Here is a 23,422-nt window from a genome sequence, read left to right as displayed (position 1 = left end):
GATGGCGACTTATGAATTTACGGTAACGGTCAAGACGCAATATCTGCCCGAGCAATCGGCACCGGACCAGGGGCGGCACGTGTTCAGCTACACGATTCGCGTCGTCAACACGGGCACGGCTGGCGCGCAACTGATTTCGCGCCACTGGGTCATCACGGATGCGAACAACAAGGTGGAAGAGGTGCGCGGCCTGGGCGCCGTCGGCCACCAGCCGCTGCTGCAGCCGGGCGAACAGTTCGAATACACGAGCGGCACCATGCTGGGCACGCCGCAGGGCTCGATGCACGGCGAATACTTCTGCGTGGCCGAGGATGGCCATCAGTTCGAAGCGCCGATTCCCGAGTTCGTGCTGTCGGTGCCGCGCACCCTGCATTAACGCAACGCCGGGGGCTTGCGCCCCCCCTTACTTCAGCTTTTCGGTGCTGTCCTGTTCTTCGCCGAGCTGCTTGCGCGCCGGTGGTGCGGGTTTTTTACCCGAATACATGGTCCACCAGACTATAAATGCCAGCAAGAAGAACGCTACCAGCGCCTCTATCATCAAGATCCACATACGTACCCCTATGTTATTTACCCGCAGCTTAGTATTTACCCGCCGTCTGTTGACACGCGGTAGTCTACCCGTTTCAGTCGGCGCCGTCGCGCTTGCTCTGTCCGCCTGTACCACGCCGCCGGCAGAGCCGGTCGCTGCGACTGGCAAGGCGCCAGCGATTGCGCCGACTGTCGTCAAGCCAGTGCCGGCCAAGCCGGCCGAAGCCAAGGATGCCAAGGACGCCATCGATGCGGCGACGGCCCCCACCTTCGTGCCCGCCAAGTTTGCCGCCTTGCCTGGCTGGGCCCGCGACGACATGCGCGCCGCCTGGCCCGCCTTCATGGCTTCGTGCGGCGTGCTGGTGAAACGCCCGGACTGGAAGGAATCGTGCACGATTGCGCGTCAGGTGAATGCGGACAGCGACAAGGCCATCCGCCTGTTCTTCGAGACCTTCTTTGTGCCCAATCAAGTCATCACCGCCGATGGCGCCAATACCGGCTTGGTGACCGGCTATTACGAGCCGTTGCTGCACGGGGCGCGCAAGCGCGGTGGTCCATACCAGACACCGTTGTACAAGGTGCCCGACGATCTCGTTTCGGTGGACTTGTCCGGCGTGTATCCGGAACTGAAGAACATGCGCTTGCGCGGCAAGCTGGTGGGCAAGAAAGTGATCCCATACGCGACCCGCGCCGACATCGAGCGCGCCACGGCCGTCACGGGCAAGGAATTGCTGTGGGTGGATGACGAAGTCGAGGCGTTCTTCCTGCAAGTGCAGGGTTCCGGGCGCGTGCAGCTGACCGATACGCAGGAAACCGTGCGCGTGGCGTACGCGGACCAGAACGGTCATCCGTACAAATCAATCGGCCGCTACCTGGTCGACAAGGGCGAGCTGACCTTGAGCCAGGCGTCCGCGCAGGGCATCAAGGCGTGGATCGCCGGCCACCCCACGCGCAAGGATGAATTGTTCAACGCCAATCCCAGCTATGTCTTCTTCAAGGAAGAGCGCCTGCCCGATCCGAAAGTGGGACCGAAGGGCGCATTGGGCGTGCCGTTGACGCCGCAGCGCTCGGTGGCCATCGATTCGCGCTTCCTGCCGCTGGGTGCGCCCGTGTTCCTGTCCACCACGCAAGCCAATAGCGAGATTCCCCTGCAGCGCTTGGTGATGGCGCAGGATACGGGCGGCGCCATTCGCGGGCCGATCCGGGTCGATTATTTCTTTGGCTTTGGCGCGGAAGCGGCCGAGAATGCGGGCCGCATGAAGCAGAGCGGCGCCGTGTGGGTATTGTTGCCGAAGCAGGCGCCGGCGCGCTGAGTTTCTCGCGGCGCCGGGGGCAAGGTCGGTACCTACATAATAAAACACCTAACAAAACCGTAGCGAGCGGCAGTGAGTTGCGGCTGAGAAGCGCAGCTGTGCTTTAGCACAGTGAGCATCGCAGGCCGCAAATCGCGACGCGCAGTAGGTTTGGTTAGGTGTTAGCGCAGGACCATCACTGGCAGCTGGGTATGCGCCAGCACTTTTTGCGTTTCGCTGCCCACGAACAGTTTGTTCAAGCCTTTGCGGCCATGCGAGGCCATCAGGATGATGTCGCAATGGTAGGTTTGCGCCGCATTGACGATTTCCTCATGCGGGCTGGGCGAGACGACGACCACGCCTTCGAAGGGCACGCCGACGGCGCGCGCCGCTTCGCCGATCTTGTCGACGGCGCGTTGCGATGCTTCCTGCATTTGTTGCTCGTACAAACCGGCGTCGAGCACGATGCCGCCATCGGCCATCGGCGAGAACGGGAAGGGTTGCACCACGCTGATGCTAACCAGCTTGGCCTTGTTCAATTGAGCGAAGGCGAGGGCCGTCTCGGCCGCTTTGTCGGACAGCGGCGAGCCGTCGGTGGGAAATAAGATGGTGTTAAACATGACGTGCTCCTAGAGTGATGGAAGACAGCTTATGGATTTACCTCAATTAAAACCTTGATGTAAATCAAAACTCACAGGCTTTGGCATGAATAGTGTCGCCAAGGCAATCTTTCAGCAGTGTATGCCCGTTCATTGTTTCAGGTGCGCACGCTACGCAGCGGCGTGCCCCACACCATGGCGATCGTCAGTGCAATGCTGCCTGCCGCGATGCAGGCCAGGCCATTGCGCACGCCAAAGTGTTCCGCTACCCAGCCGGCGGCCAGCGCGCCCAGCGGCGCCGTTGCCACCGTCAGGAAGCGCATGGTCGAGGTCATGCGGCCCAGCATGGGGTCGGGTGTGACCTTCTGGCGCAAGCCCAGGTAGGGAATGAAGAACAGCATCACGCCGCAATCAAAAAAGAACATCAGTACGGCATACGCCACGGCGCTGCCGGCCGCGCTGCCGAACAAGGCGGCGGGGATGGTGGGCGTCAGGGCAAAGCACACGGAGGTGGACGCCAGTCCGATCAGGATGGTGGGGCCGGCGCCATAGCGGCGTGTCAGCGGCTTGACGATGAAGGCGCTCAGCAGCACGCCGGCGCCACCGAGCATCTGCGTCATGCCCAGCACGCCAGGGCTCATGCCCAGGTCGCGCGTGGCGAACAGCACCGTCAAGGCCATGCTGGCGTAAAACAGGAAGTGCCAGATGCCGGCACCCCAGGCCAGCGCGCGCAGCAGCGGCTCGCGCCAGACAAACAGCAAGCCGTCGGCGATGTCGCGCAAGGCGTGCTTGCTTGACGGCGCCGGGCGTGGATCGCGCACGCTCATGGCGCGCAGATTGATTACAGAAACCAGATAGCCGCAAGCCGTGCACAGGATGGCGACGGGCGCCGACAGGACTTGCACCAGCACGCCGGCCAGGCCGGGGCCGATCAGGCGCGAAGCCGATTCGGTGGCGGCAAATTTCGATTGCGCATCGATCAAGCCGTCGCGGCCCACGAGGAAGGTCAGAAACACCTGCTCAGCGCCGCCACCGACAACGAAGCCCGTGCCGATGATGAATCCCACTATATATAACCAGGGCATCGACAGCACGCCGCACCAGTAGGCGACGGCGACGCTGGCCAGCGCCAGGCCCGACATGGTTTCGCTGAACAGCATGATCCGGTGTTTGCTGCGCCGGTCCAGCAGCACGCCGACGGGCAAGCCGAAGAGGGCAAACGGCAGCGCCTGCAGGGCGACGAGCACCCCCATCTGTTCCGGCGTCGCATGTAATAACAATACCGCGCACAGGGGCAGGGCCAGCGAGGTGATCTGGGCGCCGAAGCAATTGAGGCCGTTGCTGAACCACAGGCGGCGAAAATTGACGCTGGCGGCGCTGCCGTCGCCGCGCAGGTGGCGGGCGCAATACTGGAAGAGGGAGGAGAAAATACGCTGCTCGATAAAGGTGACCGGGCTCACAATAATAGCAGCGCACCTGTCGCGCCGCCGCCGTTAGCCGCTACAATCGTCACACCGTTCATCGAGAGGAGACACTATGCAATACGAAGACCTGATCATCGACATCCAGGACAAAGTGGCGGTCATCCGCCTGAATCGCCCGAAGGCGCTCAACGCCTTGAACGACAACATGATGAATGAGTTGGGTGACGCCCTGCTCAAATTCGACGTGGACGAGAATATCGGCTGCATCGTGCTCACGGGCAGCGAAAAAGCATTTGCCGCTGGCGCCGATATCGCCGCCATGGCCGATTACACCTATCCGGACACCTTCACCCAGGGTTACATCAGCCGTAACTGGGAGCATATCTTGCGCGTGCGCAAACCGGTGGTGGGCGCGGTGGCCGGTTATGCGCTCGGCGGCGGCTGTGAACTGGCCATGATGTGTGATTTCCTGATCGCCGCAGACAACGCCAAATTTGGCCAGCCGGAAATCAAGGTTGGCGTCACGCCGGGCGCGGGCGGTACGCAGCGCTTGCCGCGCGCCATCGGCAAGGCCAAGGCCATGGATTTATTGTTGACTGCGCGCACCATCGATGCCGCCGAGGCGGAACGCATCGGCCTGGTGTCGCGCGTGGTGCCAGCCGATAAATTGCTGGAAGAAACCTTGGCTGCCGCCAGGACCATCGCCGCCATGCCGACCTCGGTGGCCATGATGATCAAGGATTGCGTCAACCGCGCCTTTGAAACGACCCTGACCGATGGCGTCGCCTACGAGCGCCGCTTGTTCCAGGCCGCCTTCGGTACGCCTGCACAAAAAGAAGGCATGCACGCTTTCCTTGAAAAGCGCTTGCCAAACTTCGACGGTCTTTGATATGATTCGCTTCCCCGATGAGACGCACTGGTTTGCGGCACAAAAGGGACGGCCTTCCGGGGCTGGGTAGTAAAAAAGAAGGTTGACGAAATGCTGAAAAAGCTTCATACTCTTCCTTCTTCGCAGCTGACAAACACAACGCTTTGTCGATAGCGCGAAAGCAGTACCGAATACCGTTCTTTAACAATTAACAGTCGATAAGTGTGGGCATTTGATGTAAGTGCAGCGTCAATCTTCGGATTGGCGTCTAACTTAAAATATCAAATGTTCACAAGAAATAATGAAATAGGATACTTCTTCGGAAGTAGCCTGTCAGTTTTTTGAGTGAGCGACCCATCAGCAATGATGGTGCCTGTAAAATGGCAAAGTAACAGAGATTAAACTGAAGAGTTTGATCCTGGCTCAGATTGAACGCTGGCGGCATGCCTTACACATGCAAGTCGAACGGCAGCACTGAGCTTGCTCTGGTGGCGAGTGGCGAACGGGTGAGTAATATATCGGAACGTACCCTGGAGTGGGGGATAACGTAGCGAAAGTTACGCTAATACCGCATACGATCTAAGGATGAAAGTGGGGGATCGCAAGACCTCATGCTCGTGGAGCGGCCGATATCTGATTAGCTAGTTGGTAGGGTAAAAGCCTACCAAGGCATCGATCAGTAGCTGGTCTGAGAGGACGACCAGCCACACTGGAACTGAGACACGGTCCAGACTCCTACGGGAGGCAGCAGTGGGGAATTTTGGACAATGGGCGAAAGCCTGATCCAGCAATGCCGCGTGAGTGAAGAAGGCCTTCGGGTTGTAAAGCTCTTTTGTCAGGGAAGAAACGGTGAAAGCTAATATCTTTTGCTAATGACGGTACCTGAAGAATAAGCACCGGCTAACTACGTGCCAGCAGCCGCGGTAATACGTAGGGTGCAAGCGTTAATCGGAATTACTGGGCGTAAAGCGTGCGCAGGCGGTTTTGTAAGTCTGATGTGAAATCCCCGGGCTCAACCTGGGAATTGCATTGGAGACTGCAAGGCTAGAATCTGGCAGAGGGGGGTAGAATTCCACGTGTAGCAGTGAAATGCGTAGATATGTGGAGGAACACCGATGGCGAAGGCAGCCCCCTGGGTCAAGATTGACGCTCATGCACGAAAGCGTGGGGAGCAAACAGGATTAGATACCCTGGTAGTCCACGCCCTAAACGATGTCTACTAGTTGTCGGGTCTTAATTGACTTGGTAACGCAGCTAACGCGTGAAGTAGACCGCCTGGGGAGTACGGTCGCAAGATTAAAACTCAAAGGAATTGACGGGGACCCGCACAAGCGGTGGATGATGTGGATTAATTCGATGCAACGCGAAAAACCTTACCTACCCTTGACATGGCTGGAATCCTTGAGAGATCAGGGAGTGCTCGAAAGAGAACCAGTACACAGGTGCTGCATGGCTGTCGTCAGCTCGTGTCGTGAGATGTTGGGTTAAGTCCCGCAACGAGCGCAACCCTTGTCATTAGTTGCTACGAAAGGGCACTCTAATGAGACTGCCGGTGACAAACCGGAGGAAGGTGGGGATGACGTCAAGTCCTCATGGCCCTTATGGGTAGGGCTTCACACGTCATACAATGGTACATACAGAGCGCCGCCAACCCGCGAGGGGGAGCTAATCGCAGAAAGTGTATCGTAGTCCGGATTGTAGTCTGCAACTCGACTGCATGAAGTTGGAATCGCTAGTAATCGCGGATCAGCATGTCGCGGTGAATACGTTCCCGGGTCTTGTACACACCGCCCGTCACACCATGGGAGCGGGTTTTACCAGAAGTAGGTAGCTTAACCGCAAGGAGGGCGCTTACCACGGTAGGATTCGTGACTGGGGTGAAGTCGTAACAAGGTAGCCGTATCGGAAGGTGCGGCTGGATCACCTCCTTTCTAGAGTTTGCACGAATCAGGTAACTGATTCACGCATCAAATGTTCACACTTATCGGCTGTTTAATTAAGAAGAAACAGTAGTCGTCAGTAGCACCGCGTTGGGGCTGTAGCTCAGCTGGTTAGAGCACCGTGTTGATAACGCGGGGGTCGTTGGTTCGAGTCCAACCAGCCCTACCAGTCATTACCCAGGGGGATTAGCTCAGCTGGGAGAGCACCTGCTTTGCAAGCAGGGGGTCGTCGGTTCGATCCCGTCATCCTCCACCACGTTTTACTCGAAAGTGCAAACGTAAGCCAGTCAACAAGACTTGGGTTTAGGTTTGATCTTTTAGCGATCAAAGCTGTTTCGTTCTTTAACAATCTGGAAGAAGTAAAGATTATTTATTGATTGGTTTGCCGTAAAAAGCGAATCGATGGGTAATGATTGTATGTATCAACAAACAAGCAACAACGTTGTACTTTCTTATTCCTGTAACGCTCTTTCATCATGCAAATGATGAGAGGCTAACGTTATAGGGACAAGCGAATAAGTGCACATGGTGGATGCCTTGGCGATTACAGGCGATGAAGGACGTAGTAGCTTGCGATAAGCTGCGGGGAGTGAGCAAACACACTTTGATCCGCAGATTTCCGAATGGGGCAACCCACCCTTTTAGGGTATTGCATACTGAATACATAGGTATGCAAGGCGAACGCGGCGAACTGAAACATCTAAGTAGCTGCAGGAAAAGAAATCAACCGAGATTCCCAAAGTAGCGGCGAGCGAAATGGGAAGAGCCTGTACGTGATAGTCGGACCGATAACAGAATCCCCTGGAAATGGGAGCCATAGTGGGTGATAGCCCCGTATGTGAAATTGGACCGGTGATACTAAGCGTACGACAAGTAGGGCGGGACACGTGACATCCTGTCTGAATATGGGGGGACCATCCTCCAAGGCTAAATACTCGTAATCGACCGATAGTGAACCAGTACCGTGAGGGAAAGGCGAAAAGAACCCCGGAAGGGGAGTGAAATAGATCCTGAAACCGTGTGCATACAAACAGTAGGAGCGGACTTGTTCCGTGACTGCGTACCTTTTGTATAATGGGTCAGCGACTTACATTCAGTGGCAAGGTTAACCGCATAGGGAAGCCGTAGAGAAATCGAGTCCGAATAGGGCGATCAGTCGCTGGGTGTAGACCCGAAACCAAGTGATCTACTCATGGCCAGGATGAAGGTGCGGTAACACGCCCTGGAGGTCCGAACCCACTAATGTTGAAAAATTAGGGGATGAGCTGTGGGTAGGGGTGAAAGGCTAAACAAACTTGGAAATAGCTGGTTCTCTCCGAAAACTATTTAGGTAGTGCCTCAAGTATCACCATCGGGGGTAGAGCACTGTTATGGCTAGGGGGTCATTGCGACTTACCAAACCATTGCAAACTCCGAATACCGATGAGTGCGAGCTTGGGAGACAGACGTCGGGTGCTAACGTCCGGCGTCAAGAGGGAAACAACCCAGACCGCCAGCTAAGGTCCCAAAGATTGGCTAAGTGGAAAACGAAGTGGGAAGGCTAAAACAGTCAGGATGTTGGCTTAGAAGCAGCCATCATTTAAAGAAAGCGTAATAGCTCACTGATCGAGTCGTCCTGCGCGGAAGATGTAACGGGGCTAAGCCAGTCACCGAAGCTGCGGATATCCTTTATTGGATATGGTAGGAGAGCGTTCTGTAAGCCTGCGAAGGTGTCTTGTAAAGGATGCTGGAGGTATCAGAAGTGCGAATGCTGACATGAGTAGCGATAATGGGGGTGAAAAGCCTCCACGCCGTAAGCCCAAGGTTTCCTGTTCAACGTTCATCGGAGCAGGGTGAGTCGGCCCCTAAGGCGAGGCAGAGATGCGTAGCTGATGGGAAGCAGGTTAATATTCCTGCACCGTCGTATGATGCGATGGGGGGACGGATCGCGGAAGGTTGTCCAACTGTTGGAATAGTTGGTTTTTGACTCATAGAAGGCACTTAGGCAAATCCGGGTGCGGAATTCAAGGGGTTGAGACGAGTGAATTTATTCATGAAGCAATCGGAAGTGGTTCCAAGAAAAGCCTCTAAGCTTCAGTCATACGAGACCGTACCGCAAACCGACACAGGTGGGCGAGATGAGTATTCTAAGGCGCTTGAGAGAACTCGGGAGAAGGAACTCGGCAAATTGGTACCGTAACTTCGGGAAAAGGTACGCCCCGGTAGCTTGACTGGTTTACTCCAGAAGGGTGAAAGGGTTGCAATAAACTGGTGGCTGCGACTGTTTAATAAAAACACAGCACTCTGCAAACACGAAAGTGGACGTATAGGGTGTGACGCCTGCCCGGTGCTGGAAGATTAAATGATGGGGTGCAAGCTCTTGATTGAAGTCCCAGTAAACGGCGGCCGTAACTATAACGGTCCTAAGGTAGCGAAATTCCTTGTCGGGTAAGTTCCGACCTGCACGAATGGCGTAACGATGGCCACACTGTCTCCTCCCGAGACTCAGCGAAGTTGAAATGTTTGTGATGATGCAATCTACCCGCGGCTAGACGGAAAGACCCCATGAACCTTTACTGTAGCTTTGCATTGGACTTTGAACCAATCTGTGTAGGATAGGTGGGAGGCTTTGAAGCGGGGACGCTAGTTCTCGTGGAGCCAACCTTGAAATACCACCCTGGTTTGTTTGAGGTTCTAACCTTGGTCCGTTATCCGGATCGGGGACAGTGCATGGTAGGCAGTTTGACTGGGGCGGTCTCCTCCTAAAGTGTAACGGAGGAGTTCGAAGGTACGCTAGATACGGTCGGACATCGTGTTGATAGTGCAATGGCATAAGCGTGCTTAACTGCGAGACTGACAAGTCGAGCAGGTACGAAAGTAGGACATAGTGATCCGGTGGTTCTGTATGGAAGGGCCATCGCTCAACGGATAAAAGGTACTCTGGGGATAACAGGCTGATTCCTCCCAAGAGTTCATATCGACGGGGGAGTTTGGCACCTCGATGTCGGCTCATCACATCCTGGGGCTGTAGCCGGTCCCAAGGGTATGGCTGTTCGCCATTTAAAGTGGTACGTGAGCTGGGTTTAAAACGTCGTGAGACAGTTTGGTCCCTATCTGCCGTGGGCGTTGGAAATTTGAAGGGGGCTGCTCCTAGTACGAGAGGACCGGAGTGGACGTATCTCTGGTGTACCGGTTGTCACGCCAGTGGCATTGCCGGGTAGCTAAATACGGAAGAGATAACCGCTGAAAGCATCTAAGCGGGAAACTTGCCTTGAGATGAGATTTCCCAGAGCCTTGAGCTCTTTGAAGGGTCGTTCGAGACCAGGACGTTGATAGGCTGGGTGTGGAAGTGCAGTAATGCATTAAGCTAACCAGTACTAATTGCCCGTACGGCTTGTCCCTATAACCTTAGCAGGTACAGAGGATAAGACGGTACAACGTTGTGCGTTTGTTGATACTACTATTCATTACCCAATCTTTGCTTCTTCCAGATTCATGGCTTTGTCGCTCCACTGAGGACAAATGCCGGTACAAGTTATGCCTGATGACCATAGCAAGTTGGTCCCACCCCTTCCCATCCCGAACAGGACCGTGAAACAACTTTGCGCCGATGATAGTGCTGCAACCAGTGTGAAAGTAGGTTATCGTCAGGCTTGTTATACGCAGTAAGAGAAAAACCCCGCCAGCGATGGTGGGGTTTTTTTTCGTCTGGTGGTTTTGTGGGGCGCTGGTGGTGATGTCGGCTTACGCGCGTTGCGCTAAGCCGACCTACGCCGACCTACGCCGGTCCCGCTACTTCGCCGTTGGGGGAATGCTGGACGAAAAAAAGGCAGCGCTGTGCGCTGCCTTTGTCATCTAATATTGTCCCATTCCAGGTCAAAGCGGGCCAGGAATTTCTTGAGCCGGTCCGCATCATTTGGTTTCGCCTTTGCCTCGCGCGAGATGGCATACAATGTGCGGCCCGCATCGGACAGGCTGTTTGACTGCCGGCACACCTGGATGACTGCCTGCAGCTGCAGCGCATCGAACAGATCGAGTTGCGAAGTCGCCTGCTCTCCCATGATCGCTGTCAGGTCCACTTCCGCACTATCGCTTCGCCCACCATGATGTTGCCACATCCGCTGCAGGCGCTTGATCTCTTCGTCGACGACACTATCCGTGATGCGCCCCGCTTCCGACAGGGTGGCCAGGCGCGTGACAGCGGCCGACAGGTCGCGGAAATTGCCTTTCCATGCCGAGGTGGGCAGGGCGGCGAAGCGCATGAAGCGTTCGCGCGCCTCCTTGTTGAAGCGCACACGCTCCCCCGTCTCGGCGCTGTATTGCGCCAGCAGGTATTCCAGGTTCGGCTCGATGTCTTCCGGCCGCTGCGCCAGGCCCGGTAATTCGTAGGTCCACAGGTTGATGCGCGCATACAGGTCTTCGCGGAAGCGGCCGGCCGCCACTTCTTTTCCCAGGTCGCGGTTGGTGCCGGCGATCAGCTGGAAGTCGCTCTGCGCTTCCGTATCGGCACCGACGGGGAAAAAGCGCTTTTCCTCAATGGCTTTCAGCAGCATCGCCTGCTCGTCGAGCCCCAGTTCACCAATTTCATCGAGAAACAGCAAGCCCTTGTGCGCGCTGCGCAGCAAGCCGGGTCGATCCGCTCCCGCGCCCGTGAAGGCGCCCTTGATATGCCCGAACAGGGTGGACGCAGCGCCGTCGCCATGCAAGGTGGCGCAATTGAGGTCGATGAATTTGCCGTCGATCTGGTGGCGCGATTTTTTCAGTTCATACACGCGGCGCGCGAGGAAGGATTTGCCGGCACCGGTCGGTCCCATCAGCAGCATGGGTGCCTTCGATTTGATGGCGACGCGCTCGATTTCCTCGATCATGCCATTGAACTTCGCATTGCGTGTAGCGATGCCGGACTTCAGGAAGGCCACGCCTTCGGCCTGTTCGCGCGTAAAGCGCTGGGCGATCTGATCGTAGCGCGACAGATCGAGGTCGATCAGTGCGTAGCTGCCGGGATTGCCGCTAGCCTGGCGCCGGGGCGGCGACGTTTGCACCAGGCGGCCCGGAAAATAGCGTGCTTCCGTCATCAGGAACATGCAGATCTGTACCACGTGACTGCCGGTGGTGATGTGGATCCAATAATCCTCCTTGTCCGGATCGAAGGGATAGCTATTGGCAAAATCGTAGAGGGCGCCATACACGTCTTCAAAATCCCAGGCATCGCTGATGGGTAGTTCATGGGTGATCAGCCTGGTTTCAGGCGAGACGCTGGCGATATCCTGCGATACCTGGCGTACCAGATTGTCGAACTGGCTGCCCGCGTACAGCAGTTCGAAACGGTCGATGATCTTGTCCTCGTGCTGGGTCAGCGCGATGCTGGGTCGCCACTTTTCCCAGCGGGCCGCTCCCCTGCCATTGTCGAGTTGCGTGCCGAGAAAGCCGATGACGACGGTGCGTTTTGCTTGCATAATTTGGATAAATATTTATCTTAAAAGATAATTGTATTCGAAATCACAATGATTGACATATTTTCAATGCAAAGCATGTATGAGGATATTATTTAATAAAATCAATGGCTTATATTTGTTTTTGACGAAATGTTTAAAGCTGGCACAGCGCTTGCAATACAGGAGATAGCAACGAGATAAACGTAGAGAGCAGAGAGGACAAAAAATGGCCAACGCCCAGTTATTCCAGAGCGCGCAACAGAGCACAACCTTGCCAGCGGCGCTGGCACGCAATGCGGAAGGCGCGCCAGCTTACGCGCTGACGCCCCGGCATCAGTTGGCGCAATACGCGGCCACCGGTTGTCTGAACACGACGTTTTATGCGAGCGCCGAAGCGCAGCTGGCGATGGTGCTCGAGCTGTGCAAGGCGGTGGAGCCGGCCTTCATTGCGCAGACGGCCGTGTATTGCCGCGAACGGGGCTACATGAAAGACATGCCGGCCTTGCTGGTAGCCGTGCTGGCGGCGCAGTGCGCTGTAGAATTCGCGCCGGCTTTTCAACGCGTCATCAACAATGGCAAGATGTTGCGCAACTTCGTGCAGATCATGCGTTCGGGTGTCATTGGCCGCAAGTCGCTGGGATCGCGTCCGAAAAAGCTCGTGCAGGCATGGTTGAACGGCGCTTCGGAGCAGGCCTTGCTGGCCGCCGCCGTCGGTAACGCGCCATCGCTGGCCGACGTGGTCAAGATGGTGCACCCGAAACCGACGGATGCCTGGCGCGCGGCGTTTTTTGCCTGGTTGATCGGCAAGGCATACATAGCCTCAGATTTGCCGCCGATATTGACCGCGTTCGAGGCGTACAAGCTGGATCCAGCGCAAACGATACCGGACGTGCCGTTCCAGATGCTGACGGCGCTGCCCTTGAGCGCGCAGGACTGGGCGCAGATCGCCCGCCAGGGCAGCTGGCAAATGGTGCGCATGAATCTGAACACCTTTGGCCGCCACGGCGTGTATGCGATAGCCGGCATGCCCGAGCTGATTGCTGCCAAGCTGCGCGATCCCGAGGCGATTGGCCGGGCACGGGTATTTCCGTACCAGCTGATGTCAGCGTACATGGCGGCCGGCGAGAACGTGCCGGCCATCGTGCGCGATGCGCTGGAGCAGGCGCTGGAAATATCGCTGCTGAACGTGCCGCGGATCGCGGGCAGGGTGGTGGTGTGTCCCGACGTTTCCGGCTCGATGTCTTCGCCCGTCAGCGGTTTTCGCGGCAGTGCTACGTCGAGCGTGCGTTGCATCGATGTGGCGGCGCTGGTGGCGGCGGCCATGCTGCGCAGGAATCCGGACGCGATGGTGCTGCCGTTCGAGCACAGCGTGGTGCAGTGCGGACTCGGCGCGGATGACAGCGTGATGACCAATGCGGCCAGGCTGGCGGCCATCGGCGGTGGCGGTACCAATTGCAGTGCGCCGCTGCTGCGCATGAACAGCAAGAAGGAACTGGCCGACCTGGTGATTTATGTGTCCGATAACGAATCGTGGATCGACGCCAAACGCAGTGGCGCCACGGCGACGATGGGACAGTGGAATGTCTTCAAGCGGCGCAATCCGCAAGCGAAACTGGTGTGCATCGATATTGCGCCGCACGCCACCACGCAGGCGATGGAGCGCGAGGATATCCTGAACATCGGCGGCTTTTCCGACGACGTGTTCACGATCATCGCCGCCTTTGCCGCCGGACAGCTGGACCCCGCCCATTGGGTGGGAGAAATTGCCGCCATCGATATCGCGGCACCAGCTTGTTGAAGTAAAGCGCATGAATGCGGACAAGACTACATAACAGACGTCTTGTCCAACCTTGTCATGACGCCGCAGTGCCCCGAATGCCGACAGGATTACATCGATCAGCCGCGTCAAACCGGCCTGGCAGGCGCAGTGAGCCTGGCAGAAAATCCTGTCCCACCTTGTCGGGTTGTCGTACTGATTAAAATACAAGATGAGAGAAGCGATGAAGAAAGAAGAATACGAAGTCCTGCATACCGAAGGCAGCCGTCCCGTCAAAATGTGGACCCGTGGCGTGCCCGTCGAAGAAGCGGCAAAAAAACAATTGCGCAACACGGCGACCCTGCCGTTCATTTACAAGCATATCGCCGTCATGCCCGACGTCCACCTGGGTAAAGGGTCGACCATCGGCAGCGTGATTCCCACCCTGGGTGCAGTGATTCCGGCGGCGGTGGGCGTGGATATCGGTTGCGGCATGATGGCGGCGAAAACCACGCTGACGGCCAGCGACTTGCCCGATAAGCTGGGACCGCTGCGCAGCGCCATCGAGCGCGCCATTCCGCACGGGATGTCACCGAAGACGCGTGGCCACCGTGGCCGTGACGAAGGTTCCTGGCAGACGCCGCCTTCGGTGGTCGATGCCGCGTGGCTGCAATTGAAAGATGAATTCGACGCCATCTGCCTGAAAACGCCGAAGCTGAAGAACACGAACAATTATCGTCACCTGGGGACTTTGGGCAGCGGTAACCACTTCGTCGAAGTGTGCCTCGACGAGCAGGGTTCCGTGTGGTTCATGCTGCATTCCGGCTCACGCGGCGTGGGCAATGCCATCGGCACGCATTTCATCGAACTGGCCAAGCAGGATATGCGTATCCACTTCATCAACCTACCCGACCAGGACCTGGCTTACCTGGCCGAAGGCACGCAGCATTACGACGATTATGTGGAGGCGGTGGGCTGGGCGCAGCGGTTTGCCCACAACAACCGCGAAGTGATGATGCAGAACCTGATCGCGGCCGTGCGCACGGTCATCCATAAACCGTTCCAGACGCATGTGGAAGCCGTCAACTGCCACCATAACTATGTGCAGAGGGAGCACCACTTTGGCAAGGATGTGTTGGTCACGCGCAAGGGCGCCGTCTCGGCCCGCGCCGGCGAGCTGGGGATCATTCCCGGTTCCATGGGCGCCAAGAGTTTTATCGTACGCGGCAAGGGCAATGCGGAGAGTTTCCATAGCTGCAGCCACGGTGCGGGACGCACGATGAGCCGCACGGAAGCGAAGCGGCGCTTCAACCTGGACGACCAGATCCGCGCCACGCAAGGCGTGGAATGCCGCAAGGATGAAAACGTGATCGATGAGATTCCGATGGCTTACAAGGATATCGATGCGGTGATGCTGGCGCAGCGCGAACTGGTCGATGTCGTGCATATCCTGAAGCAGGTCGTTTGCGTCAAAGGTTAACAGAGAGAAAGAAGAAATGATAGAAATTGATGGAGCGCAAGGCGAAGGCGGCGGACAGATTTTGCGCTCGGCGCTGAGTTTGTCGATGATCACGGCGCAGCCATTCCGCTTGACGAATATCCGCGCGGGGCGGGAAAAGCCCGGTTTGCTGCGCCAGCATCTGCTGGCCGTGCAGGCGGCGGCCGCCATTTGCGGGGCGCGCACGACGCCGGTGGCGCTGCGTGCAACCAGCCTGGAATTCGTGCCCGGCCCCGTACGTAGCGGTGATTACCGCTTCGCCATCGGCAGCGCCGGCAGCTGCACCCTGGTACTGCAAACCCTGTTGCCGGCTTTGCTGCATGCGGACGGGCCGTCCACCGTGCGCATCAGCGGCGGCACGCACAATGCCATGGCGCCGCCCGTGCATTTCCTGCAGCGCGCGTATGGCCGCATCCTGGAACAGATGGGCGCAGAGGTAGAGATTACGCAGCAGCGCTATGGCTTTCATCCCGCAGGTGGTGGCGAGGTGCTGGCCACCGTGCAACCGTGTCAGCGCTTGCTACCCATTTCACTGCTGCAGCGCGGTGAGCGGAAGGCCGGGTATGCGGAAAGCGTGGTGGCGGGCGTGCACGTGAGCGTGGCGCAGCGCGAGCTCGAGCGTGTTGCCAGCGGCATGGGCTGGAGCGGCAAGCAGCTGCGCCTCGTCGGCTTGCCGGCGGAGCAGGGACCGGGCAATGTCCTGTTGCTGACGCTGGAGCATGAACACGTCACGGAAGTGTTTACTTCCTTCGGCGAAAAGTCCTTGCTGGCCGAATCCGTGGCCAAGCGCCTGTTGAACGAGGTGCGCGCCTATCTCAAGACGGACGCGGCCGTGGGCGAGCACCTGGCCGACCAGCTCCTGCTGCCGATGGCGCTGGCCGGCGGCGGTAGCTTCAGTTGCAACAAGGTGTCGCAGCATGCGCTGACGAATGCCGATGTGATTTCCCGATTCTTGCCCGTGCAAATTACTTTCGAGCAGAAGGAGCGAGGCAGCATCTGCACGGTGGCCGCCGCCTGACCCTCGTGGTGACACAGATACCTGTTGCAGCTGTTCCAAATTGATACATGGGCGGCCGGATGTGGGGCATGTACGCATGGCATGGCATTTGCTCTTCTTGGATATTGACTAAAAAAACCAAGGAGACCAGCATGACCTATTCCATCCGTACCCTGCTCGGCGTGGCAGCCGCCGGCGCCGTTGCCCTCACTTCCCTGCTGACCTTGCCGCATGCCTATGCGCACGGCAATGTCACGCCGCAAGGCGTCGACACCACGGGCTTGCCCAAGGTGGGCGACAAGTGGCTCGAACAAAATCCATATCGGGGCAACAAGCTGGCCTTGACGGTCGGCACGTCGGCCTACAACCAGAATTGCGCGCGTTGCCACGGCATCGAAGCCATCTCGGGCGGCATCGCGCCGGATTTGCGCCAGCTCGACCGTGATTGCTTCGGCATCAAAAATGAGACAAAGAAACAGGCTTGCTACAAGGAAACTGACAATTATTTCCTGGCGACCATCCGCCACGGTAAAGTACGCAATGGCGCCGTGTACATGCCGCCGTTCGAGGGCGTCTTCAACCAGGAAGCCATGTGGGCCATCAAGACCTACCTGGAAACCCGCCGCGAGCCTAACTGAGCCGATTGACCACCAAGGAGTCCCATGCGTTCATTCCAACTCCCGGGCGCGCGCGCGATGCTTTCGCTCGCTTGCCTGGCGCTGTGCGCAGCCGCGCCGGCGCGCGCCGACTGGCAGAAAGTGCAGCAGTCGGGCAGCCTGAAAGTGGCGGTGTATAACGAGTTCGCGCCGTTTTCCGACAAGGGCACGGGCATCGATATCGACATTGCCGAAGCGCTGGCCAAAAAACTGGGTTTAAAGCTGAGCTTGCTACCCTTTCCCGCTGGCGAAAACCTGAACGACGATTTGCGCAATATGGTGTGGAAAGGCCATTACCTCGGTTATGGTCCCGCCGATGTGATGTTGCACGTGCCAGTCGACAAGAAGTTGATGGCTGACAACGACAAGGTCGAGATCTTTGCCCCGTATTACGTGGAAACCGTGCGCCTGGCGCGCAGCGCGCAAGCCGTGCCGCAGTTCGATGGCGTCGCTTCGCTGGCAGGCAAGCGTATCGGCGTGGAAAAGGTCTCGATCGCCGCGATGCTGATGCTCGGTGAAGACAATGGCAAGTACCGCGACGACGTGCGCATCTTCGACACGGCGGCCGAAGCCTTGCAGCAATTGCAGGCCGGCCAGCTCGACGCCGTGCTGGCGAACCGTTCGGAAATCGAATCGGTGCTGAAAAGCGATCCCGCTTTCCCCTTGAGCGAAGTGGCGTTCGCCCGCTTGCCGCGTGCCGGCTGGGCCGTGGGCCTGGCCGTCAGCCGCCAGCAGCTCGACGTGGGCAAGTTGCTGCAGGCAGCCATGAATGAGATGGTGGCCAGCGGCGAATTGAAAGCCATTTTTGAAAAGTATGGCGTGAAGGAAGCGCGGCCGTAACAGGCCATGCTGGATGGCGAAGCCCGCGCATCGGAAGATACGCGGGCTTTTTCTTTAGAAACTGTATTGGGCGCTCATGCCCAGCAGCCAGTTACGGCCCGGCGCCGCTTCATAGTAGCGCTTGTTGCTGTCGCCGACGATGACGGAGCCCACGTAGGTCTTGTCGAAAAGATTGTTCAGGCGGGCAAACTCCTTGAAGCGCCAATTCCCTACGTTTTGTTTGGCGTTGAAGCGCGCATTGAACACCGTGTAGCCGGGCGCCGGCTTTTCGATGTTGCTGTCCTCCGCATACACCTGATTGCTGGCCACGCTTTCCAGCGCCGCGCCAAAACGGTCCAGCGTATCTTTCCAGGCCAGTTCCGCGAACAGGTTGGCGCTGGGCACGCCCGGCAAACGGCTGCCTTCGCGCACGCTGCCAAACGCCTGGTCATACACGGCGTGCAGGCTGGTCAGCGCCACTTTCGTCGTGAAACCATACGGCAGGTTGGAGTCCAGCGACACTTCCATACCCTGGCGCAAGGTTTTACCTGCATTGCGGTAGCTGGTGCGCCCGCCGCTCGATTGATCGACTACCAGTTCGTCGCTGGTCTTGATCTGGAACAAGGCGGCGTTCACATGCGTGTTGTTGCTGATCCTGGCCTTGATGCCCGCTTCCAGGTTGGTGCTGGTGGCCGGTTTCAAGTTGAAATTGAAACCGCCGCCCGTGCCCGAGTAAAACAGTTCATTCAGGGTGGGTGCTTCGAAGCCGCGCGCGGCGCTGGCGTACACGTTGACGTTCGGCGTCAGTTTATACAGCAGGCCCAGCACCGGCGTCGTGTGGCTGTATTCCAGGCTGCCGCTGTCGTTGCCATTACTGAGGTAGTGGTCGTCGACCGCCACTTTCATCTTGCTGTAGCGCAAACCGGCGCTGAGCAGCCATGGGCCGCTTTGCCATTCCGCCTGGAGATACGGATCGAGGCTGGAGACCACATCCTGCTCGTCGCGGCGCAGCTTGCCCTTTACGCCGAAGCTATTGCCGATGAAGTTTTCATAGCCGGTGCGGTCATCGCTGGAGCGGCCGTAATCGATGCCGATGGTGGTGCTCAACTTGCCGCCAGCCAGCTGGTTGACGTGCAGCCAGTTGGTGTCGATGCCGTAGAACTGACGCTGGAAGTCGACCACGCCGCCCGAATGGCTGGCCGGCGCCTGGAAACCCTTGGTAAAGGCCTGGTACTGGATCACGTCGCGGTTGCCGCCATACACCATCACATGCAGGCGGTCATCGCCGAATGATTGCTCGTAGGTGGCGCCGATTTGCTGGTGGTCGATGCTTTTGCGCGTGTTGTAGCGTTCGGCCAGGGTGCGTTTCGGGTTTTGCGTGTCGCTCGCATCGATTTCGCCAGCGCGCGGATCGCGGGAAAACGTGGCCCAGGTGGTGCCCAGCGGATCTTGCGTGTTGCCTTGGTGCAGGCTGTTGGCGACGATGGTCAGCTTGCTGTCCGCATTGGGCTTGACGGTGATCTTGCCGAACGCCTGTTCGCGCGTGGCGGCGCTGTGGTCGCGGAAGCCATCCGTGCGGAAGCGCGAACCGTCGAGCACGTAGCCGATGCCGCCTGCCTGGCCCTGCGCCGTCAGGTCCACCTTGCTGGTGCCGTAGCTGCCGCCCGTCACATTCAATTCGACGGATGGGGGATTTTGCCCATCCCTGGAAAACAGCTGGATCACGCCGCCCGAATGGTTGCCATAGATGGCCGAGAACGGTCCGCGCAGCACTTCGATACGCTCGGCCGTATCGAGGTTGAAGGTGGCGGCCTGGCCCTGGCCATCGGGCATGCTGGCAGGAATGCCATCGCTGATCAGTTTGACGCCGCGCACGCCGAAGGCCGAGCGGGCGCCGAAGCCGCGCGACGAGATCTGCAAGTCTTGTGCGTAGTTCTGGCGGTTTTGCACGACCAGGCCCGGCACGGCGGCCAGCGCTTCCGACGCGTTGACGCGGATCTGCCCATCCTGGATGCGGGCGCTGTCGACGACATCGATCGAGGCCGGCACTTCCTGGCTGGGGTGGGCGATGCGGCTGCCGCTGACGACCACCGTATCCATGAGTTGCCCGGCGGCCAAGTCAGCTGCCTCGGCGGCGAAAACGTGGGGGGCGAGGGTGGCGCTGCCGGCGACAAACAGGCTGGCGATAGTGTTCAGGCGGAAACGATGCTGCATGCGGATTCTCCAATGTGAATAAAAGCCTGCTTGGTCGCGTGCGCGGCGCAGGTCTGCATAGTTGTATCAAGCAATATGCCTGCCATGTCTCCATTGGTGGGCGGAAATTATACGCGTGTCCGTGGCACGGCGTTTGCATGCAGCAATGATCAGAGGCGCCGCTACCGCGCGCTTTTCCTGTGTTTTGCCATTAAAAAGGTGATTATGCCCAACTTATTCTCGCGCTTGCGCCAGGTGTGCTGGCTGCTGCCGGCGCTCGCCAGCACCGCCCTCCAGGCCGCTCCTTTTGCCTATGTCCCCAATGAAAAATCGGGCACCTTGAGCGTGATCGACACGGCGACCGACCAGGTGGTGCGCCAGATCGTGGCAGGCAAGCGTCCGCGCGGCATCGCCGCCGACCCGACAGGACGGCAATTGTTTGTCACGGACGCCGCCAGCAGCGCCTTGTTGCTGATCGATAACGCGACCGGCACGCCCATGCGCACGGTGGCGCTGGGCAAGTCGCCCGAAGGCGTCAGCGCCTCACCGGACGGTCGCTACGTGGCCGTGGCCGTCGAGGAAAACAATAGCGTGACCTTGCTCGATGGCCAGACGGGCGTCTTGCTCGCCGATATTAAGGTGCAAGGACGCAACCCGGAACACGCCGTGTTCAGCCCGGATGGGCGCTGGCTGCTGGTCAGTGCGGAAGAGGCCGAGCAAGTCGATGTCATTGATGTGGCGCAACGCCGCCAGGTGGCGTCCATCGCCGTGGGACTGCGTCCGCGCGGCATCGGTTTCAGTCCGGACTCGGGCCGCGCCTATGTGGCGTGCGAACTGGTCAACGCCGTCTACGTGATCGACATGGCCGCGCGCAAGGCCGTCGCCACTGTTCCTGCAGGCAAGAATGCCAACGGCATCGCCGTCCATCCCGGAGGCAAGCAGGTGTATGTGTCGAATGGCGCGGATGGCACGGTGATGGTGATCGACACGGCCAGCAACGAGGTCACAGCCACCATTGCCGTCGGCAAACGCCCGTGGAATATGGCCATCACGCCCGATGGCAGCAAGCTGTACGTGGCCAATGGCCGCTCGAACAGCATTTCCGTCATCGATACGGCCAGCGCGCGCAAGGTGGCCGATATTACCGTGGGCGAATTGCCATGGGGCGTGGTGATCCGTTAGGCAAGCTGGAACAAGTGTTCCAGTCTGGTACACCTGTTCCATTGTGCAGCGGCGATGGCGCGCTACGGCAGCAATTGAACCCGCCGATATCGCCACCAGGCCCTTGCAACAGAGGTAAAACCCGCTAAGTTGGGTAGGGGGACAGCGAGCTGGCACGGCATTTGCGGAAGACTCCGTGTACTCACCCCATCTGTACCAGGACGTTTGATTTTAATTAAAGCAATTCCATTCTAATTAACCCGATAGAGGACGACATGAATCTCGCAGACATCAGCAAACTGGGCGTAGCCAATCCCTTCAAACAACGCTATGACAATTACATCGGCGGTCAGTTCGTTGCCCCAGTAAAAGGTGAATACTTTCCTAACATCACGCCGATCACGGGCTTGCCGTTTTGCGAAATCGCCCGTTCCACGGCGGAAGATGTCGAGCTGGCGCTGGATGCCGCGCATGCCGCCAAGGATGCCTGGGGCAAGACTTCACCTGCCGAGCGCGCCAATATCCTGAACCGCATCGCCGACCGCATCGAACAGAACCTGAGCCTGATCGCCACGGCGGAAACCATCGATAACGGCAAGCCGATCCGTGAAACGATGAATGCCGACATTCCGCTGGCCATCGACCATTTCCGTTACTTCGCCGGCTGCATCCGCGCGCAGGAAGGTTCCGTCGCGCAAATCGACGCGGAAACCTATGCCTATCACTATCACGAGCCGCTGGGCGTCGTGGGCCAGATCATCCCGTGGAATTTCCCGATTCTGATGGCCGTGTGGAAACTGGCACCAGCCCTGGCCGCCGGCAATTGCGTGGTCTTGAAGCCGGCCGAGCAAACCCCCGCCTCCATCATGGTGTTGATCGAGCTGATCGGCGACTTGCTGCCGCCGGGCGTGTTGAACATCATCAACGGTTTCGGCCTGGAAGCGGGCAAGCCGCTGGCGTCGAGCAAGCGCATCGCCAAGATCGCCTTTACGGGTGAAACGGGCACGGGCCGCCTGATCATGGGCTATGCCGCGCAAAACCTGATCCCCGTCACCCTGGAGCTGGGCGGCAAGTCGCCGAACATCTTCTTTGAAGACGTGATGGATGCCGATGATGATTATTTCGATAAGTGCCTGGAAGGCTTTACCATGTTTGCGCTGAATCAAGGCGAGGTGTGCACTTGCCCATCGCGCGTGCTGATCCAGGAATCGATCTACGAGAAATTCATCGAACGGGCCTTGAAGCGCGTGGCCGCCATCAAGCAGGGCAACCCGCTCGACTCGTCCACCATGATCGGCGCCCAGGCGTCGCAGGAGCAACTGGAAAAAATCCTGTCCTACCTCGACATCGGCCGCCAGGAAGGCGCCGAAGTGCTGGCTGGCGGCGAGCGCCATACGCAGGCAGGCGACCTGGAGGGCGGCTACTACGTGCGTCCGACGGTGTTCAAGGGCAATAACAAGATGCGCATCTTCCAGGAAGAGATCTTCGGGCCCGTCGTCTCCGTGACCACCTTCAAGGATGAGGCCGAAGCGCTGGCGATTGCCAACGATACCTTGTACGGCCTGGGTGCCGGCTTGTGGACGCGTGACGGCTCGCGCGCCTTCCGCATGGGGCGCGCCATCCAGGCGGGCCGCGTGTGGACCAATTGCTATCACCTGTATCCGGCCCACGCCGCGTTTGGTGGCTACAAGCAATCGGGTATCGGCCGTGAAAACCACAAGATGATGCTCGACCACTACCAGCAAACGAAGAACTTGCTGGTGAGCTATAGCCCGAAAGCGCTGGGCTTCTTCTAAACCGGCTACAGGCGCCACGCCTGTAGTCCAGGCGCGGCGCAGAAAGGGATGCCATGAGTGCAGCAATTGCCCGGGTGGTCGCCACCGATGCGGCGCTGGAAATGATGGACAAGTTGCGTCAGCGTCACGGCCCGTTGATGTTTTTCCAGTCGGGCGGCTGCTGCGACGGCAGTGCGCCCATGTGCTATGCGCTGGGCGAGTTCGATGTCAGCGACACCGATGTTTATCTCGGCAACTTGAATGGCACACCGTTTTACATGGGACTCGAGCAATTCGAGTACTGGGAGCATACCCAGTTGATTATCGATGTGGTCGATGGCAATGGCGGCATGTTTTCACTCGACAACGGCACGGGCAAGCGCTTCCTGACGCGCTCGCGCCTGTTCACCGATGAAGAGTGTGTGCTGTTGCATGCCCAGCCGCATGAGCACCGCAAGACTTGATACACACATACTAATAAAACAGAGGGAGATGATTGTGC

Annotated in this window: 16 protein-coding genes, 2 tRNA genes and 3 rRNA genes; 16 read left to right on the top strand and 5 right to left on the bottom strand. The window is 58.4% G+C overall.

All coding sequences use genetic code 11. The features are described from left to right. Position 1 precedes the first annotated feature (1 nt). A complete protein-coding gene (gene apaG, locus KY494_RS14665) occupies positions 2 to 376 on the top strand; it encodes a Co2+/Mg2+ efflux protein ApaG (protein ID WP_034753698.1) in 375 nt (124 codons plus the stop codon). A gap of 27 nt (positions 377 to 403) precedes the next feature. Here apaG and KY494_RS14660 read toward each other — a convergent pair whose 3' ends face one another. Further along, entirely contained in the window at positions 404 to 550 is a 147-nt protein-coding gene (locus KY494_RS14660; protein WP_165829277.1) for a hypothetical protein, read from the bottom strand. Positions 551 to 599: 49 nt separating this feature from the next. On the opposite strand from KY494_RS14660, the gene KY494_RS14655 reads away from it, so the two are divergent. After that, a complete protein-coding gene (locus tag KY494_RS14655; protein ID WP_308836441.1) occupies positions 600 to 1,841 on the top strand; it encodes an MltA domain-containing protein in 1,242 nt (413 codons plus the stop codon). 161 nt (positions 1,842 to 2,002) lie between these two features. Here KY494_RS14655 and KY494_RS14650 read toward each other — a convergent pair whose 3' ends face one another. Continuing rightward, positions 2,003 to 2,440 carry a universal stress protein gene (locus KY494_RS14650; RefSeq protein WP_219136708.1) on the bottom strand — a complete coding sequence of 146 codons (438 nt, stop codon included), beginning with the start codon at positions 2,438 to 2,440 and terminating at the stop codon, positions 2,003 to 2,005. 137 nt (positions 2,441 to 2,577) lie between these two features. Further along, on the bottom strand, positions 2,578 to 3,879 hold the full coding sequence (locus tag KY494_RS14645) for an MFS transporter (protein ID WP_258194898.1): 1,302 nt from the start codon (positions 3,877 to 3,879) through the stop codon (positions 2,578 to 2,580). Positions 3,880 to 3,955: 76 nt separating this feature from the next. Here KY494_RS14645 and KY494_RS14640 point away from each other — a divergent pair, with 76 nt between their 5' ends. The 6 genes from KY494_RS14640 (at position 3,956) to rrf (ending at position 10,283) form a co-directional block, all read left to right on the top strand. After that, positions 3,956 to 4,732 (top strand): enoyl-CoA hydratase, encoded by a 777-nt coding sequence (locus tag KY494_RS14640; RefSeq protein WP_219891410.1) that lies wholly within the window; start codon positions 3,956 to 3,958, stop codon positions 4,730 to 4,732. 379 nt (positions 4,733 to 5,111) lie between these two features. Continuing rightward, a 16S ribosomal RNA gene (locus tag KY494_RS14635) occupies positions 5,112 to 6,642 on the top strand. Positions 6,643 to 6,743: 101 nt separating this feature from the next. After that, a tRNA-Ile gene (locus KY494_RS14630) sits at positions 6,744 to 6,820 on the top strand. Between the two features lie 11 nt (positions 6,821 to 6,831). After that, positions 6,832 to 6,907 (top strand) — tRNA-Ala (locus KY494_RS14625). A gap of 249 nt (positions 6,908 to 7,156) precedes the next feature. Then, positions 7,157 to 10,032: ribosomal RNA gene (locus KY494_RS14620) — 23S ribosomal RNA — on the top strand. A gap of 138 nt (positions 10,033 to 10,170) precedes the next feature. After that, positions 10,171 to 10,283, top strand: a 5S ribosomal RNA gene (rrf, locus tag KY494_RS14615). Together the 16S, 23S and 5S rRNA genes with 2 tRNA genes alongside form the textbook arrangement of a ribosomal RNA operon. Positions 10,284 to 10,481: 198 nt before the next feature. On the opposite strand, the gene rtcR is transcribed toward rrf, so the two are convergent. Continuing rightward, a complete protein-coding gene (gene rtcR / locus KY494_RS14610) occupies positions 10,482 to 12,086 on the bottom strand; it encodes an RNA repair transcriptional activator RtcR (protein WP_219891409.1) in 1,605 nt (534 codons plus the stop codon). A 205-nt stretch (positions 12,087 to 12,291) separates the two neighbouring features. Between rtcR and KY494_RS14605 the strand changes: the two genes are divergently transcribed. The 5 genes from KY494_RS14605 to KY494_RS14585 all read left to right on the top strand — a co-directional run bounded on the left by KY494_RS14605 (position 12,292) and on the right by KY494_RS14585 (position 17,812). Continuing rightward, entirely contained in the window at positions 12,292 to 13,863 is a 1,572-nt protein-coding gene (locus KY494_RS14605; protein ID WP_219891408.1) for an RNA-binding protein, read from the top strand. Between the two features lie 202 nt (positions 13,864 to 14,065). After that, on the top strand, positions 14,066 to 15,301 hold the full coding sequence (locus KY494_RS14600) for an RtcB family protein (RefSeq protein WP_219891407.1): 1,236 nt from the start codon (positions 14,066 to 14,068) through the stop codon (positions 15,299 to 15,301). Positions 15,302 to 15,317: 16 nt separating this feature from the next. Further along, entirely contained in the window at positions 15,318 to 16,337 is a 1,020-nt protein-coding gene (gene rtcA, locus KY494_RS14595) for an RNA 3'-terminal phosphate cyclase (RefSeq protein WP_219891406.1), read from the top strand. Positions 16,338 to 16,468: 131 nt separating this feature from the next. Beyond that, positions 16,469 to 16,954 carry a cytochrome c-550 PedF gene (pedF, locus tag KY494_RS14590; protein WP_219137174.1) on the top strand — a complete coding sequence of 162 codons (486 nt, stop codon included), beginning with the start codon at positions 16,469 to 16,471 and terminating at the stop codon, positions 16,952 to 16,954. 24 nt (positions 16,955 to 16,978) lie between these two features. Further along, entirely contained in the window at positions 16,979 to 17,812 is an 834-nt protein-coding gene (locus KY494_RS14585) for an ABC transporter substrate-binding protein (protein ID WP_258194897.1), read from the top strand. A gap of 54 nt (positions 17,813 to 17,866) precedes the next feature. Here KY494_RS14585 and KY494_RS14580 read toward each other — a convergent pair whose 3' ends face one another. Next, positions 17,867 to 20,005 (bottom strand): TonB-dependent receptor, encoded by a 2,139-nt coding sequence (locus KY494_RS14580; protein WP_219891405.1) that lies wholly within the window; start codon positions 20,003 to 20,005, stop codon positions 17,867 to 17,869. A 204-nt stretch (positions 20,006 to 20,209) separates the two neighbouring features. Between KY494_RS14580 and KY494_RS14575 the strand changes: the two genes are divergently transcribed. From KY494_RS14575 to KY494_RS14565, 3 genes are all read left to right on the top strand, one after another. Beyond that, the gene (locus KY494_RS14575) at positions 20,210 to 21,166 is read left to right on the top strand and encodes a beta-propeller fold lactonase family protein (protein ID WP_219891404.1); all 957 of its coding nucleotides are present in this window, start codon (positions 20,210 to 20,212) and stop codon (positions 21,164 to 21,166) included. 254 nt (positions 21,167 to 21,420) lie between these two features. Then, entirely contained in the window at positions 21,421 to 22,941 is a 1,521-nt protein-coding gene (adh, locus tag KY494_RS14570) for an aldehyde dehydrogenase (protein ID WP_099760759.1), read from the top strand. Between the two features lie 53 nt (positions 22,942 to 22,994). After that, positions 22,995 to 23,384 carry a DUF779 domain-containing protein gene (locus KY494_RS14565; protein WP_219891403.1) on the top strand — a complete coding sequence of 130 codons (390 nt, stop codon included), beginning with the start codon at positions 22,995 to 22,997 and terminating at the stop codon, positions 23,382 to 23,384. Positions 23,385 to 23,422: the final 38 nt, after the last annotated feature.

Origin of the sequence: Janthinobacterium sp. PAMC25594, assembly GCF_019443505.1 — a bacterium.
Taxonomy (GTDB): Bacteria; Pseudomonadota; Gammaproteobacteria; order Burkholderiales; family Burkholderiaceae_D; genus Janthinobacterium.
Note: the sequence above shows the minus strand (reverse complement) of the source record. Positions and strands in the feature narration are given on the sequence as shown.

Excerpts from the sequence above, each read along its gene's own strand:
- apaG (WP_034753698.1), top strand. The coding sequence starts at position 2 with ATGGCGACTTATGAATTTACGGTAACGGTCAAGACGCAATATCTGCCC.
- KY494_RS14660 (WP_165829277.1), bottom strand. The coding sequence starts at position 550 with ATGTGGATCTTGATGATAGAGGCGCTGGTAGCGTTCTTCTTGCTGGCA.
- KY494_RS14650 (WP_219136708.1), bottom strand. The coding sequence starts at position 2,440 with ATGTTTAACACCATCTTATTTCCCACCGACGGCTCGCCGCTGTCCGAC.
- KY494_RS14640 (WP_219891410.1), top strand. The coding sequence starts at position 3,956 with ATGCAATACGAAGACCTGATCATCGACATCCAGGACAAAGTGGCGGTC.
- rtcR (WP_219891409.1), bottom strand. The coding sequence starts at position 12,086 with ATGCAAGCAAAACGCACCGTCGTCATCGGCTTTCTCGGCACGCAACTC.
- KY494_RS14605 (WP_219891408.1), top strand. The coding sequence starts at position 12,292 with ATGGCCAACGCCCAGTTATTCCAGAGCGCGCAACAGAGCACAACCTTG.
- KY494_RS14600 (WP_219891407.1), top strand. The coding sequence starts at position 14,066 with ATGAAGAAAGAAGAATACGAAGTCCTGCATACCGAAGGCAGCCGTCCC.
- rtcA (WP_219891406.1), top strand. The coding sequence starts at position 15,318 with ATGATAGAAATTGATGGAGCGCAAGGCGAAGGCGGCGGACAGATTTTG.
- pedF (WP_219137174.1), top strand. The coding sequence starts at position 16,469 with ATGACCTATTCCATCCGTACCCTGCTCGGCGTGGCAGCCGCCGGCGCC.
- KY494_RS14585 (WP_258194897.1), top strand. The coding sequence starts at position 16,979 with ATGCGTTCATTCCAACTCCCGGGCGCGCGCGCGATGCTTTCGCTCGCT.
- KY494_RS14580 (WP_219891405.1), bottom strand. The coding sequence starts at position 20,005 with ATGCAGCATCGTTTCCGCCTGAACACTATCGCCAGCCTGTTTGTCGCC.
- KY494_RS14575 (WP_219891404.1), top strand. The coding sequence starts at position 20,210 with ATGCCCAACTTATTCTCGCGCTTGCGCCAGGTGTGCTGGCTGCTGCCG.
- adh (WP_099760759.1), top strand. The coding sequence starts at position 21,421 with ATGAATCTCGCAGACATCAGCAAACTGGGCGTAGCCAATCCCTTCAAA.
- KY494_RS14565 (WP_219891403.1), top strand. The coding sequence starts at position 22,995 with ATGAGTGCAGCAATTGCCCGGGTGGTCGCCACCGATGCGGCGCTGGAA.